Source organism: Loigolactobacillus backii (assembly GCF_001663675.1).
GTDB classification, from domain to species: domain Bacteria; phylum Bacillota; class Bacilli; order Lactobacillales; family Lactobacillaceae; genus Loigolactobacillus; species Loigolactobacillus backii.
The window spans coordinates 64,481-80,047 of sequence record NZ_CP014873.1; the positions used below are offsets into that span (position 1 = coordinate 64,481).

Sequence of the window (15,567 nt, forward strand, 5' to 3'; positions counted from 1 at the left end):
ACCCTTATTTGCCAATTAAAATTCCTCCATTCAACATGCTTCACTACTTATCTTGCCAATTTAATCATGAAAAAGCAAGTGCAAACTCACGATTACACTTGCTTAGCCTTTAAATAAGCCGCTTTTTCAGCTTCGCGCTGTTCTGTCTTTTCAACGAAATCATCAAAAATAGTATCTACTTCTTGTTCCGTTTCGGCCTTATTAACGGCTACCTTAGTTTTAGCCGCACGGGAAATACCTTTTAGATAGTACGCGGAAGAAGTTCGAAATTCATGAACGCCAATCTTTTCACCTTTTAATTCAACTAACCGATCCAAATGGAGTTTGGCCGTTTGAATTTTTTCTCTTGGTGTGGGCTCAGGCAGTAAAACGCCATCACGTAAATATTCATTTGTCCGCTTAAGAATCCACGGATTGCCTAGAGCAGCACGACCAATCATCACTGCCGTCGCACCAACTTCATCAAGCATTCGCTTCGCATCTTCAGGCGTTCGAACGTCACCATTTCCCATAAATGGAATCGTCAGGTGATCCCGAACATCCTTTAGAATATTCCAATCAGCATGGCCGGTGTACATTTGTTTGCGGGTACGCCCGTGCATGGCCAGTGCTGCAGCACCAGCTTTTTGGGCGGCCACAGCATTTTCAACGGCAAAAATATGGTCTTCATCCCAGCCAGTTCGCATCTTAACCGTTACTGGTTTGCTAACAGCGGCCGTTACTGCGGCCACCATTTCGTATACTTTATTGGGATCCAGCAACCATTTGGCACCAGCATCAGTTTTAACAACCTTATTCACGGGACATCCCATATTAATATCAATAATATCGGCCGTAGTGTGCTGATCCACAAATTCTGCGGCCGCAACCAAGGTCTCCTTGGTCCCACCAAATATCTGAACACTAACTGGGTGCTCGTTGGGATCGACAAAAAGCATACTCATCGTTTTCGCATTATGGTGCATAATGCCACGGTCGCTGATCATTTCGCAGACAACTAGGCCGGCACCAAATTCACGACAAGTTAACCGAAAGGCAGCATTCGTTATGCCAGCCATTGGTGCCACAACAACTTGATTTGGAATCGTGACGTTACCAATTTTCCATTCCATAAATTTCCCACCTTATTTAAAACTACTCGAATTTAAAACTACTCGAATTTAAAACATCTTACGTATAATAGCACAAATGCTCATTTGACAAAAGAAGTCAGCTAAGAAGTGTCTAGACTAGCTAATTTAAGCCTAATTCTATTATCAAATATGGTCCAAAAATAACTTACGGCCGCATTAAAAGAACTTAACAACCGCAAATGAATTTAGATCTTTAATAAAAAGGGGCCGGACAAAAGTCCTAGCCTCTTATTGTTTTCGAAAATCACTCTAGAACGTGCGCCAAAAGTCTGGGTTTACGTGTCTTAATTCAATACCCCATAGTACGGTTATTGAATTGGTCTACCTTACGCAGTAAACCCAAAACCGACTTTTTGTCCCGCTCCCCTGCTTCAATCTCCTAGTTATTCTTCTTTACTTCAGCGGCCATTTTTAACGTTTTTAGTTCCGCAACTGAAAATTCATATTTATTACCGCAAAATTGGCAAACGGCCTCTGCACCACCATCTTCATCAATCATTGCTTGAATTTCTTCCGGATTCAAACTAGCAATCGATTTACCAAAACGTGCCTTTGAACAGTCACACTTATAGGCAACCGGCATTTTTTCAATGATTTTTAATTCGGCACCAAAAATATCGGTTAAAATTGCCGCTGGTGTTTTACCAGCACGCAACATATCCGAAACTAATGGTAACGCCTTTATTTTCTGTTCCAGCTCTTGTGCGGTTGCGTCGGTTGCACCAGGCATCATTTCAATCAAAAAGCCACCAGCAACATCAATCGAATTATCTGGCTTAACAAAAACCGAAACCCCGATTGATGAAGGAATTTGTTCAGAAGCGGCCATATAGTAGGTAAAGTCATCACCTAACTCCCCGGAAACAATCGGCGTTTGTCCGGTAAATGGTTTACCTAGGCCCATATCCTTAGTCACCGCAATCGTACCATTCTTGCCAACTGCACCGGCCACATCGATATGGTGCTTCTTATTCAATGGCAGGTGGACATGAGGATTTTGTGCGTAACCCTTGACCGTGCCGCTGGTGTTACCATCCGCAACAATTGCACCCACTGGGCCGTCACCCATTACCTTTACTGTCATTTTTTCTGATCCCTGCAGCCCGGCTGAGCTCATTAAAAGTGTTGCAATAAGCGTTCGCCCAAGTGCTGCCGAAGACGCACTCCAAGTACCATGCCGCCGCTGTGCCTCCGCGACTAGCTGACTGGCATCAACTGCGTAAGCACGAACCGTATCATTGTACGCTAGGCTCTTAATTAAATAATCCGCCATTCTTAATTCCTCCGTTTGCTTATTTCTATTTATCTTTGTCTTATAAAACTGCAACTCAGTAACATAAGAAAAGAGTGCGCCAAAAGACATTTTCCGCTAGAAAATCTAGCCTGAAAGTAAGTTGCCTTTTGTCCCACTCTTTATAAATCAGTTAATCATCTTGCTGATCATCTTTTGGTGCTTCACTAGTTGGCGCTGCATCGGCTGATTCGGGACCAGCTGACTCAGGTTTACTAGTATCATCGGAATTATCCGTTTGATCATTTTTCTTTTCCTCAGCTTGTTTTTCAGCATCTTGTCGTTCCAATTCTTTCTTGGATTCTTCAAAAGTTGCTGCCTTTTCACTAGGAAATTCGCTGGAGCCACCCATATTGGGCATAACACCATCTTTAAACAGGCTCATGATTTGCTTTTCATCAAGCGTTTCGTACTTGAGCAAACTTTCAGCAATTAACTTATGCTGCGCACGATGAGATTGAATAATGTCGTAAGCACGTTGATGTGCCTCGTTCATAATTCGCCGAACTTCATCATCAATGGCGGTTGCAGTTGCTTCAGAATATGGCCGTACACCAAATTCTTGTTGCTGCATTGCACGACCTTCGTACTGAATATTACCCAATTTCGAGCTCATCCCGTACTGCGTAACCATTGAACGAGCGAGAGACGTTGCCTGTTCAAAGTCATTAGAGGCGCCAGTTGATTGCGTACCAAAGATAATTTCTTCAGCTGCTCGACCACCAAGTAAACCGACAAGCTGCTCGTTCAATTCTTTCTTAGTCATCAAGAATTGATCTTCCCGTGGCAACATAATGGCATAACCACCTGCACGCCCACGAGGAACAATCGTAACTTTACGAACAGTTCGTGAATCACTGAGCACCATGCCAACAACTGTATGCCCTGCTTCATGGAAAGCAACCATGTTACGTTCTTTAGGACTAATAACACGATCACGCTTGGCTGGGCCAGCGATAACACGGTCTTCTGCTTCATCAACATCAGAAGCATCAATTTTTTGCTTACCACGACGTGCGGCAACTAAGGCAGCTTCATTAAGTACATTTTCTAGATCAGCACCCACGAAACCTGGTGTTTGCTGAGCAACTACCTTGAGATCAACATCGTCAGCAAACGGTTTGTTTTTAGCATGAACCTTTAAGATTGCCTCACGACCCTTAACGTCAGGACTACCAACTAAAATCTTCCGGTCAAAACGACCTGGACGAAGTAAGGCTGGATCCAAAACATCAGAACGGTTAGTTGCAGCAATTACAATGACACCTTCATTACCTGTAAAACCATCTAATTCAACCAATAACTGGTTCAATGTTTGTTCACGTTCATCGTGTCCGCCACCGACACCACTACCACGTTGGCGACCTACGGCATCAATTTCATCAATAAAGATGATTGCTGGTGCATTTTTCTTAGCCTGTTCAAATAAATCACGAACACGGCTAGCACCAACACCGACGAACATTTCAACGAAGTCAGAACCTGAAATTGAGAAGAATGGGACGCCAGCTTCACCGGCAACAGCTTTGGCAAGTAAAGTTTTACCAGTACCAGGCGGTCCCTCTAAAAGTACCCCCGCCGGAATTCGCGCCCCTAAGGAAACAAACTTCCGCGGATCTTTCAAGAATTCAACAACCTCAACCAATTCCTGCTTTTCTTCTTCCGCACCTGCGACGTCAGAAAAACGTACTTTGTTAGCTTTTTTATCAGCTGGTTTTACCTTGGACTTCCCAAAATTCATAACCCGATTGTTGCCACCGCCACCTTGGCCTGATTGGCTCATCATCATATAGAAGAAGAAGATGAACATCACAATTGGTAAGGCGTAAAGTAACATCTGAACCCAAAAGCCGCTGGATTCTTCCGCTTTAGTATTCATGGTGACATTGTTTTTAGAAGCAGCTTGCGTCATTTGCGATACTTGAGAATCACTGTCAAGCATTGTTGTTGTGAAACTCTTAACGCTGGAACTGGAACTAGGAACAAGGCCAAAACCACCGCCCGTCGACTTCGACTTTTGTGCTTTGCGGTATTCACCGGTAATCTTATAGACCCCGTTATTTGGCTGAACACTAAAGTTTTTAATCTTGTTATCTTTTAACTGAGTGACAAACGCACTAGATTGAATTTCCTTTGATTGCGTGTTGGACTGTCCATTCGTAAAGAAATAGATAACACCCATCAACGCGAGGAAGATAACAATGTAAAATAGACTGTTACGAAAAAGCCCATTTTTCTTATTATTCATATGTGACCTCCGTTCCCGTTTTCTTTTTATAGAAATGATAACTTGTCATATCATTTACTAATTGATAATAGCATAACTGACTTTCATTGACCATTATTTCGTCTGATAAACGGAAGATTTTAAAATGCCGATATACGGCAGGTTACGGTAGTGTTCGGCATAATCTAAGCCGTATCCAACTAAGAATGCATTGGGTACTTTAAAGCCAGAATAATCAACGTGCACTGGGACAACTCGTGTTTCTGGCTTATCCAATAACGTACAAATTTTAACTGACTTTGCTTTGCGATATTTAAACAGATCAGCAATGTAATTCAACGTTCGTCCGGTATCCACAATATCTTCAACAATTAAAACATCACGATTTTCAACACTTGTGTCTAAATCCTTAACGATTTTAACTTCGCCTGAAGAAACTGTTGCGCCACCATAACTTGAAACATCCATAAAATCAAGTTCAACGTGGGTATCAATTTGGCGAACTAGATCAGCCATGAACAAAATGGCCCCCTTTAAAACACAGACAACTAAGGGATTCTTACCGGCGTAATCAACCGTCAGTTGTGCGCCAAGGGATTTAGTGACTTCAGTAAGTGCTTTTTGATCGTATAACACCTGCTCAATATCTTGATGCATAAACGAACTCCTCTCAAACATTTCTCAATACAAGTCTGTAATGTATTTTATCAGTTTGTATTTGATTAAACAATTGTGCTTTTTTTAAATTTAATAACCATAACCCTTTATTTTGGGCCGTTGTAACTAACCAAAGTCGTTCCCGTTTTTCACTTGGAACTTTTTCATTAATCAATAGTCGTTTAACCGACTGGTGACCAGTTTTTATAGCTAATTGATCACCTGGTTGCCGGTGACGCACAATTAACGGTAGCTCTGTTGGTGCTAGGTAAACCGATAATACGTCATCGCCTGGCCTCAAAGTTGCTTGCTCCGTCACCAGCCCAATCTGCTGCTGATCAACTTGCTGCCACTGACCAACGTTCAATTGACACACCGCTGTTTCAGATACTTTTTTCATCTGCCTCGGCCTAAACGCAAATAAATCATAGCTTCTTTCAAACCGCCACAAATTAGCCAAATCAATCCGACTCTGGGGTTTAGTAACCGATAAAATTGCCCGCAATAATTGCTGTTTTTGGCTCTCTTTAACGGTGGTGCCTTGCTGGATCAAGCAGCGCTCAACAATTCGATCTAATAACAACACTTGCTGATCGGGTGAGAAAATTTTAAAGGCACTCACTTTACCCTGAAATCCCGCTACACTAAACTGGCCAATCTGTTGCAATTGTTCATCCGTAAATTGTTGGTTCACCCGAAGTAGTCGCTGCAGGCGCTCCGAAAACGCAACTGCATGTGCCAATACTTGCTGATTATCCTGCTTTAAAATGGGCACAACTTGATGCCGAATTTGATTGCGCATAAAGGTTAAATCATTATTGGTGACGTCATCAAAATACTTAATTTGTTGTTGATTCGCGTAGTCGCGTAACTCTTGCTTCGAGAAAATAAGTAACGGCCGCATTAGCCTTCCGCTGGCAAAAGTACGTTGGCTTCTAATACCGGTCATCGTTTGAATATCACCACCACGAACCAAGTTCATTAAAATTGTTTCCAATTCATCATCACCATGATGCGCCGTTAATAGGATTGAATAGTGATGTTGGCGCATTATATCCGCAAAAAAATGGTAGCGAAACTGCCTTGCCGCCTGTTCAACGCCCGTTAGTGGATGATCCAGCCAACGTGTTTTAAAAAGCGGTAATCGCTGCCTTTGACAGTAAGCAGTTAAAAATACTTCTTCTTGCTCACTTTGTTGCCGTAATTGATGATTAACGTGTACAACACCAATCTTTGGCCGCAAATTTAGCGGTAACCGTTGTAGCAGTGTTAATAGGACCATCGAATCTGCCCCAGTCGACACTGCCACTAAAACACGTTGACCTGCCGACCAAAAATGATTTGTTTGAACGTGCTGCCGAAAGCGTCTTTCCACGATCTACCTCCTACATTTATAAGAGTGTTGGAAAAAGCGGTTAGCTTCCGAGGATTAGCCTAGATTGACGAATTATCTGTGAAACAGATGATTTGGCGATCGTAACTAAGCACAGGAAGCTGCCTTTCCCAACACGTTTACCCCAAATTGGTCAGATAAACACGATTAAAAGTATTTTCCTAACATAATCCAGATCATTCTCTTAGTATAAAATTTACCACTTCAAAAACCGGACTTCTTCTAAAACTAAAATAGTGGATCAAAAATACTGGTCATTAGTATTAGTGATCTCATAATCACTAACCGAGCCCTAAGACTCGTTACCTAAGTACACAGGATTTCTTGATCCACTCATATTTTTAAAAATTAACTGCGCCGGCCACCACGGCCACCGCGTTTACCTTCAGTATTTCGTTTTAAGTCAGTTAAACGTGACTCACTGTCTTTAAGGAAGTTTGACAATAAATCATCAAAGTCTTCTTTCTTGTTTTCTTGGAAATGTTTTCGGCCACCGCCACCACTGTTACCGTGACTCTGAGAACGACCATTGGAACCTGAATGGTTCGAATTATGATGATTTTCATGATTATGCTCTGGGCGGTGTTCCGTCGCTGGCTTATCAACTGCATGTCGAATTGAAAGTCCGACCTTGCCATCATCACCAACCGACATAACTTTAACCGTTACTTCATCACCAACAGATAACACATCATGAATATCTTTGACATAACTATCAGAAATTTCACTGATATGAACTAACCCAGTTTTGTGGTCACCCAAATCAACAAAGGCCCCGAAATTCGTTATCCCAGAAACTTTACCAGAAACTTTAGCTCCGACTTCAATTGCCATAAAAAAGTTTTTCCTCCTTAGATCATGTAGCTATAAGTATAGCATAGGTCAGCAACAGTGCAAGCGTCAACCTCTTAACAAACTATTCTCCCGGGATCGTTGCCGCTTTATCAGTCGGTAAACTGTAAATTGTTTCGTTTCCTTTTGAATAATAGTATTTTTGGCGAATAACCTTCTGCAAATAGTCATTATTTTGCAGCTGTTTGACTTGTAACTTTAAATCTGCCTTATTCGTTTTAACTTGTTTTAACTTAACGGACTGCAGCGCGACTTGCTGATTAGTTTGCGCCAACGTTTGGTTGGAACGATAAATCTGAAAGCCACAAACTGCAAGAATAACAACGAGTAAGCCTAACAAAAGCGCGATCCGTCTTTTATGTACTTTTTTAACGTGTTCCAAGTACGCCGCCTTTTGATGTCTAGCACCAGCCAACTTTTGGTATGGATTAACATTATCTGCAATTGGTCGTCTAGATTGTAGCATACCCAGTCCTTCTTTCTAAAAAGTCATCGTTAAAACTTAAACCTGTTTTGTAACTAATTTTGCAAGGCCCTCCGTAAAACTAATACCAAATTTCAGCTTATCAATGCCTAAAATCCGAACACCTTTTTAGACATTTTCCAATAAAAAAACCCTAACAAAAGCGCGTAATTATACTGAAAGTATAACAAGCTTTGTTTGGGCTGTCCATGCATTATTCGATTTTAATAGATTTTTTCAAATGTTTCCGACACCGTCTCGTAAAGCTCCTCGGCTGCATCCTTTTTGGTTGTATCCAGCAATTGCTTTACTTTAACGGTCAACGTTTTATTTCCAAACTTAATGGTTAAAACATCCCCTACTAAAACATCAGTTGATGATTTAGCAACCTTATCGTTAACTTTAATTCGCCCTTGATCGGCGATATCCTTGGCTACCGTTCGTCGCTTAATAATTCGCGAAACTTTCAAAAATTTATCTAAGCGCATCATTTTTCCTCATTTCTTAATTTATTTCCGACTTAAAAATTTTAAATACCGTCTTCCTAATGGTAACGCAAGCCACTCACGAATACTAAATAAGTGACCAACAGTTGCTAACAAGACGAAAATAATACCGCCAATCAAAACGGCTAGCAGTGTTAGCAGGCCTGTCAGTAAGCGTCCGGCGGCCAATTCATTGATCAACCACCTTGTACTTGGCCCAATGAGCAACATCATCACAAAACAAATGACTACTAGTTTGAACATAAACTGCCGGGCAACTAAAGCGCGGCGCAATTGATCGTCCGATTGCCACCAAATTAAGCAAAATGTCACCACCAACGCCATAACTGTCACGGCACTGGCACCAGTAATCCCCCACCTAAAAGTGGCCCAGCGATTCAATAGCACCTTTACAATTATTCCCAGAAAAAGTGCAATTGTCGTCAGGTGGTACTGATTTTGACTCTGAAGAACACTATTATAGGTACTGATTAGGGCAACAAAAATAATGCTGAGTAGGTATAAGCCAATTGCAAGATCCCCCTGAGTACTCCCAAATAGCAGCCGGTTAATACCAGGAATAAGCGCAATTAGACCTGCCGTTGCCGCAACTGATAACGCAAAGCTCAAATGAATCATCGTGCTGGCCATTCGGTAAAAACTAGTTATTTGTCGTTGCTGCCGTGCCTTCGTTAAACTTGGTAACAACGTTGAAGAAAACGACGTGGCCACAACTAGACCAAGTTGAACTAATGGCTGCCCCCGATCATAAACACCCTTTAAACTTTTGGCCAGTCCTTGACTGACGCCACTAGCAACAAGCCCATTTTTAACGGTAAAGGAATCAACCAACTGTAACAAAATAATCATGGCCGAAAATAAACAGATCGAGCCACCTTCTAACAGAAAACGTTTCAGCAAATAACGGTAAGAAATAGTGGCATTGGCTCCAGTTAGTTTTGTTTGTTGCTGCCGAACAAAATAAACCAAAACGCCCGCTGCGGCTAAAGCACCAAAAAGTGCTCCGCTCATTGCCCAACTACCCATTTTATAAACCGACCAGCCTTGTTTAACGGCCAAATAAGCGGCAATCAGGATAACGCCAACACGCACAAGCTGTTCGGCAACTTGGGAAATAGCCGTTGGTACCATCTCAAATGTCCCCTGAAAATAGCCTCGGCTAACAGCCAAATAAGGCATGGCGAGAAACATAAACGAAACGGTTAAAATAAGTGGTTTTAATTGACCATCCCCCATTGCCAACGCAATTTTTCCGGCACCCAACTGTAACCCTAAGAAAATAACGGCGGACAATCCTGCTAAAAGCAGTCGACTCTGTTTTAATACTTGCCGCCTTGCCAGTGGTGTCTTTTGTTCCGCAACTAATTTTGAAATAAAGACTGGTAGCCCCGATAAGGCAAAGGTCATCCCAATACCATAAATCGGATAAATCTGTTGATAAACGTAAAAGCCAGTGTTACCTACCAAATTTTGGAAAGGAACCCGGTAAATTGCGCTTAAAATTTTAGCAATCAGCGAAGCCGCAGATAAGATTAATGCACCGCGCATAACGTGCTTCATTTGCTGATTTTTCATTCATTTTCAACCTTTGTTTCTTCTTGAGTGAAAACCGCCAGCCCCTCTAAAAATTGGTTTAACTCTTTCATCCAATCCTTTTGCTGCATTTTCGGCTGAATAATCAGCGTGGTTACTAGTTTACCATCCGTCATTTTAACCGTCGCCCGTAATTTGGTTGCTGCTAAGGCTTTGAAAACATCTTCTGGCTTAATCTTTTTGCTACCCTTTGGTGACAAAGTAACTTTAATTTGATCGTCAACTTGACGAACGCGTTCAACCAACGCACGATCAGCATTTAATTTCAGCGCACCCACGTTTAAAAGATTAGTGACCTCAATTGGGTAATCACCAAAACGGTCAATCAAATCAGATTCCAATTCTTGTAGATCATCCTGATTAGCCATTTCCCGAACACGCTTATAAATTTCTATCTTCTGGCGCTCGTCTTCAATGTAAGCACCTGGCAAATAGGCCTCAACCTTCAAGTCAATTTCAGAATCAGTCTTAACGACTTGCTTTTCACCACGTTTCTTAGCAACCGCCTCAGACAACATCTGTGAGTAAAGATCATAACCAACTGAATCGATGAACCCATGTTGCTGCTTGCCCAATAAATTACCGGCGCCGCGAATTGACAGATCACGCATGGCAATCTTAAACCCAGAACCAAGCTCGGTAAAATCTTTGATCGCAGCCAAGCGTTTTTCACTTAATTCGGTCAGTACTTTATCCTGTTTATACATAAAATAGGCATAACCAACCCGGCTACTTCGACCAACTCGACCACGCAGCTGATAAAGCTGTGCTAATCCCATGTGATCGGCATTTTCAACGAACAACGTGTTCACATTAGGCATATCAACCCCATTTTCAATGATGGTTGTGGTGACCAAAACATCATAGCCACCGTGAACAAATTCATACAACGTGTTTTCCAATTGGGTTTCCGTCATTTTGCCGTGGGCATAGGTAATGGTCGCATTAGGCACTAAGGCCTGAATATTCGCAACGGTTCGTTCAATATCCTCAACGCGATTGTGCAAGTAAAAGACTTGGCCGCCTCGATCAATCTCCCGTTGAATCCCCTCCCGGATTGCCCCAGCATTTTGTTCCATGACGTAAGTTTGGACCGGGTAGCGATTAGCCGGTGGTGTTTCAATGACCGACAGATCACGGACGCCTACCATTGACATGTTCAAGGTTCGCGGAATCGGAGTTGCCGTCATGGTCAATACATCAACGGAAGCACGCATTTCTTTTAAACGTTCCTTAGCCTTAACACCAAAACGCTGCTCCTCATCGACAATTAACAGGCCCAGGTCTTTGAATTCAACATCCTTCGATAAAATACGGTGGGTGCCGACAACAACGTCAGCCTGACCACTTTTAATATTCGCTAAAGTAGCGTTAATTTGTTTACGCGTTCGAAAACGCGACATCAATTCTACTTGAACTGGAAAATTGCTAAATCGTTCCAGCATCGTATTGTAGTGCTGCTGCGCCAAAATGGTTGTTGGTACCAGAAAAGCGGCCTGCTTACCATCTTGAATCGCCTTAAAAATAGTGCGAATTGCAACTTCAGTCTTACCAAAACCGACATCCCCAACCAACAAACGATCCATTGGTTTGGTTCGTTCCATATCGTGCTTAATTTCAGCGACACTTCGCAACTGATCATCCGTCTCAGTATAAGGAAAAGCATCTTCGAACTCTCTTTGGTAGGGATTGTCCCGTGAAAAGGCATACCCTTGTTCGGCCTCCCGTTTAGCGTAAAGTGCGATTAACTCATCGGCAATATCTTCAATTTTTTCTGAAACTCGCCGCTTAGTCTTAGCCCACTCGCCACCACCAAGTTTATTGATTCGTGGTGTTTTTCCTTCAGCGGAAACGTATTTTTGAATTAAATTCAGTTGTGTTACCGGAATGAAAATCTTCGCGTTGTCCTGGTACAGCACCGTAATGTAGTCTTGATGCGCCCCGTCAACTTCCAACGTTTGCATACCAACATACTTACCAATCCCGTGATTAACGTGAACAACGTAATCACCAGGATTTAGTTCGTTATAGCTCTTAATTCGCTCTGCGTTGGCCAACGTTTGGCGGCGAACACGCTTTTTGACGACCTGATTAAATAACTCCTTTTCCGTCACAATTGCTAGGTTAGCCTCTGCCAGTTCAAAACCATTTTGTAAGGTTGCGGCCACAATTTGGACAATACCGACTTCTAACTGATCAGGCTGGGCCAAAACTGCTTTAATTTTAAAATCGCGTAAAGTCTGACTCACCCGTTCCCGCCGTTCGTCATCACCGACCATGACAACAACCGTCCGTTTTTCAGTCTGCCACCGATCGACCTCTGCTTTGAATAAAGGCATTTGGCCAAAAAATTGCTGCATATTCCGATTTTGAACGTCAAAAATATGATCTAAGCGTAAATTGCCCATTCCTTTTTGAAATAATGAAAAATAAATGTGTGTGTGGTGACTTTTCCGCAACAAACTGGCCAACTCATTGCCAAACGTCTGCGTGTGTAAAACCCGGTGTTGGCTTAATTCTTCAGTGAACCACTGGGCAGTATCGGCCGCTAGGTTTTTCTCCGTTTCGGCCATTCGCGGATAATCATCTAAAATCAAGTAGCCCGCCGCAACCAAATAATCGGCTAGAGTTGTCTTCTGACCATAAATCAAATCGCGGTAACGGTTCAGATCTTCAGTCAGATCACCCTTTTCAAAGGCAGTCAAAACGGGCGCAAAGTTAGTCTCCAATTCTTGCTGCTCAGTACTATCCTTTATTGTTGCCAGCTCAGCTTGGTAGGCCTTCCTCAATTTTGGGGCAGCCTTTTTCAATAGCTCTGCTGGCGCAACAAAATCAGTTGCCGGTAAAATCGTAAATTGTTCGATGTTCTCCAAGCTGCGCTGCGTGCTGGCCTCAAAGTAACGCAATGAATCAACTTCAGTATCAAATAAATCAATTCGAACAGGATTTTCGGCGTTTAACGGATAAACATCAATAATATCACCACGCATGGCAAACTCGCCGGGCTTACCGACCAATTGTTCCCGAGTATAGCCAGTAGCAACAAGTTGCCCCCGCAATTTTTCTAAATCAATTTCGCCACCAACCTTAACTGGAATTGCACTCTGTTGCCAGATTGCAACAGGCGGTAAGTATTGCCGCATCCCAGAAAGGGAAGTTACCACAATTCCAGCTTCCCCCTGGGCTAAAAAGTTTAGTGCCTGAACACGTTCACTACGGTATTCTGGTGAACTCGTTGCAACTTGGGCGGCCATTACTTCATCAACTGGGAATAACTGAACGGATTCATCTGGTAATAGATTGGTTAAATCATCAACCAATTGACTGGCATTATAAGAACTATTTGTCACAACCAACAATGGCTGTTTTTTTGCCCGCACCAAACCAGCCAAGACCAGAGTTCTTGCGGAATCCTGTAGTCCGGTGACTAATTGCCGACTATCGGGCTTAATTTGGCCCAACCAATCACGAAAAGTTGGTGCTTGTAATAAAAGTTCCGTTAAATCCATAAACAGTAACTATCCTTTCCGGTTGTATTGATTCATGATTTGCATAAAATCTGGCTCAGCCGTCCAACTTTCGACTGCCGCACTCGCTTTTTCGATACTCTCATCAATTAATGGCCGAACATTCTTGGCAAAGGGTGTTAACACCCAATCCACAACTGTTCCCCGGCCTGGATGATCCGTTCCAATTCGAATTCGATTGAAATTGCTAGTCCTCAAATAGCTGATCATACTCTTAATCCCGTTATGACCACCAGCCGAACCATGTTGCCGTAACCGAATTTTTCCAGCCGGCAAATCCATATCATCATAAATAACCAATAGTTCGTCTAACTGCACTTGATAATAAGTCATTAGCGGCTTAACTGCCCGTCCCGAATCATTCATGTAAGTTTGGGGCTTGACCAAAAACACCTTTTCACCATTTAAAAAGAAAGTACCGTAATTGGCCTCAAATTCATTTTTATTTAAAGTGACGTCGTGTGCCTTAGCAATTGAATCAATTGTCATAAAGCCAACATTATGTTTTGTTCCTGCATACTTTTTGCCTGGATTTCCCAGACCAACGATCATTTTCATTAGTTCTACTCCTTTTTCAATCTTATAATTCCTATTTTGTGTTACCCACAAAAACTTATTGGCGCAAAACGTCCACTTGGTATTCGTCAAAAACCATGCCCTAAAAACACGGCCTTAATGACCTCGTTAGACACGAAAAAGGTACGTAAACCTAAAACGCACCACGTCATTTTTAACTTCAGTTATTTATCCCGGACTATTATAGCATAGTCCGTAAATTTTCCCCGCTAACAAAATTATTCCTTAATATTTTTTCAAAGACAAAGCGCTTACATTTGTGTTAATATAACTAATGTAATAAAAATTTTTCTGCATACGAAAGGATGATTTTATCGTGGCAACATTTAAACATCAAAAAGTTCTTCTTGTCGGTGACGGCGCTGTAGGTTCTAGTTATGCATTTGCTTTATTAACCCAAGGCATCGCACAAGAAGTTGCAATTGTTGATATTGCTAAGGAAAAGACCGAGGGAGATGCCGTTGACTTATCCCACGCATTACCTTGGAATTCACCTAAGAATATCTATTCAGGTAGCTACGCCGATGCGAAGGATGCTGATCTTGTTGTGATCACTGCTGGCGCACCACAAAAGCCTGGTGAAACTCGTTTAGATCTTGTCAGCAAGAACTTAAAGATTTTGAAGTCAATTGTTGATCCCGTTGTTGAATCTGGTTTTGACGGTATCTTCTTAGTTGCCGCTAACCCAGTTGATATTCTCACCTACGCTACTTGGAAGCTCTCTGGTTTCCCTAAGGAACGTGTTATTGGCTCCGGTACATCGTTAGACACTGCTCGTTTACGCGTGGCCGTCAGCGAATTGGTTGGCGTTGAGCCTCGCAGCGTCCATGGTTATATTATGGGTGAACATGGTGATTCTGAATTTGCCGTTTGGTCTCATTTAAGCTTTGGTGGCCTACAAATGCACGAATGGATGGAAAAGCATCCCGAAGTCACCCAAAAGAAATTAGACGAAATCTTCGTTAGTGTTCGCGATGCGGCCTACGATATTATCAACAAAAAAGGTGCAACTAACTACGGAATTGGTGCCGCTTTGGCTCGTATCACTAAGGCAATTTTTGATGATGAAAACACTATCTTACCGTTATCCGTTTACATGGACGGCGAATATGGCCTGCATGACCTTTACATTGGGACACCAGCCGTCATCAACCGGAATGGTTTACAACAAATCATCGAATTACCATTATCCGATCGTGAAGCAAGCGAAATGACTAAGTCAGGTGCAGCACTTAAAGAAATTGCTGACAAAGCCTTCAAAGAAAATGGCATTGAATCACGTCAATAATTAACTATTCAATCCGTAAGAAGCTTGGGCCTATACCTAAGCTTCTTTTTCTGGCCTACAT

General features: G+C 42.3%; 12 protein-coding genes. 1 reads left to right on the plus strand and 11 read right to left on the minus strand.

Translation table 11 applies throughout. The features are described from left to right. Positions 1-92 precede the first annotated feature (92 nt). The 11 genes from dusB to pth all read right to left on the minus strand — a co-directional run bounded on the left by dusB (position 93) and on the right by pth (position 14,200). Entirely contained in the window at positions 93-1,112 is a 1,020-nt protein-coding gene (gene dusB, locus AYR53_RS00275; protein WP_068280002.1) for a tRNA dihydrouridine synthase DusB, read from the minus strand. Between the two features lie 400 nt (positions 1,113-1,512). Beyond that, positions 1,513-2,406, minus strand: coding sequence for an Hsp33 family molecular chaperone HslO (gene hslO, locus AYR53_RS00280; RefSeq protein WP_068222757.1), 894 nt, complete (start codon positions 2,404-2,406; stop codon positions 1,513-1,515). A gap of 151 nt (positions 2,407-2,557) precedes the next feature. Further along, complete coding sequence (ftsH, locus tag AYR53_RS00285) at positions 2,558-4,672, minus strand: ATP-dependent zinc metalloprotease FtsH (RefSeq protein ID WP_068222754.1); 2,115 nt, start codon at positions 4,670-4,672, stop codon at positions 2,558-2,560. 93 nt (positions 4,673-4,765) lie between these two features. Further along, the gene (gene hpt, locus AYR53_RS00290; RefSeq protein WP_068222750.1) at positions 4,766-5,308 is read right to left on the minus strand and encodes a hypoxanthine phosphoribosyltransferase; all 543 of its coding nucleotides are present in this window, start codon (positions 5,306-5,308) and stop codon (positions 4,766-4,768) included. A gap of 13 nt (positions 5,309-5,321) precedes the next feature. Further along, complete coding sequence (gene tilS, locus AYR53_RS00295) at positions 5,322-6,683, minus strand: tRNA lysidine(34) synthetase TilS (RefSeq protein WP_068279997.1); 1,362 nt, start codon at positions 6,681-6,683, stop codon at positions 5,322-5,324. A gap of 366 nt (positions 6,684-7,049) precedes the next feature. Then, on the minus strand, positions 7,050-7,535 hold the full coding sequence (locus AYR53_RS00300; RefSeq protein ID WP_068222743.1) for a S1 domain-containing RNA-binding protein: 486 nt from the start codon (positions 7,533-7,535) through the stop codon (positions 7,050-7,052). 82 nt (positions 7,536-7,617) lie between these two features. Then, positions 7,618-8,019 (minus strand): FtsB family cell division protein, encoded by a 402-nt coding sequence (locus AYR53_RS00305; protein ID WP_068222741.1) that lies wholly within the window; start codon positions 8,017-8,019, stop codon positions 7,618-7,620. 221 nt (positions 8,020-8,240) lie between these two features. After that, complete coding sequence (locus tag AYR53_RS00310) at positions 8,241-8,504, minus strand: RNA-binding S4 domain-containing protein (protein ID WP_068222740.1); 264 nt, start codon at positions 8,502-8,504, stop codon at positions 8,241-8,243. Between the two features lie 21 nt (positions 8,505-8,525). After that, on the minus strand, positions 8,526-10,097 hold the full coding sequence (locus AYR53_RS00315; RefSeq protein WP_068279994.1) for a putative polysaccharide biosynthesis protein: 1,572 nt from the start codon (positions 10,095-10,097) through the stop codon (positions 8,526-8,528). Next, complete coding sequence (gene mfd, locus AYR53_RS00320; RefSeq protein ID WP_068222737.1) at positions 10,094-13,624, minus strand: transcription-repair coupling factor; 3,531 nt, start codon at positions 13,622-13,624, stop codon at positions 10,094-10,096. The genes AYR53_RS00315 and mfd overlap by 4 nt, the downstream gene beginning before the upstream one ends. Before the next feature lie 9 nt (positions 13,625-13,633). Further along, on the minus strand, positions 13,634-14,200 hold the full coding sequence (pth, locus tag AYR53_RS00325) for an aminoacyl-tRNA hydrolase (RefSeq protein WP_068222731.1): 567 nt from the start codon (positions 14,198-14,200) through the stop codon (positions 13,634-13,636). Positions 14,201-14,534: 334 nt separating this feature from the next. Here pth and AYR53_RS00330 point away from each other — a divergent pair, with 334 nt between their 5' ends. Further along, the gene (locus AYR53_RS00330) at positions 14,535-15,506 is read left to right on the plus strand and encodes an L-lactate dehydrogenase (RefSeq protein ID WP_068222730.1); all 972 of its coding nucleotides are present in this window, start codon (positions 14,535-14,537) and stop codon (positions 15,504-15,506) included. Positions 15,507-15,567 lie beyond the last annotated feature (61 nt).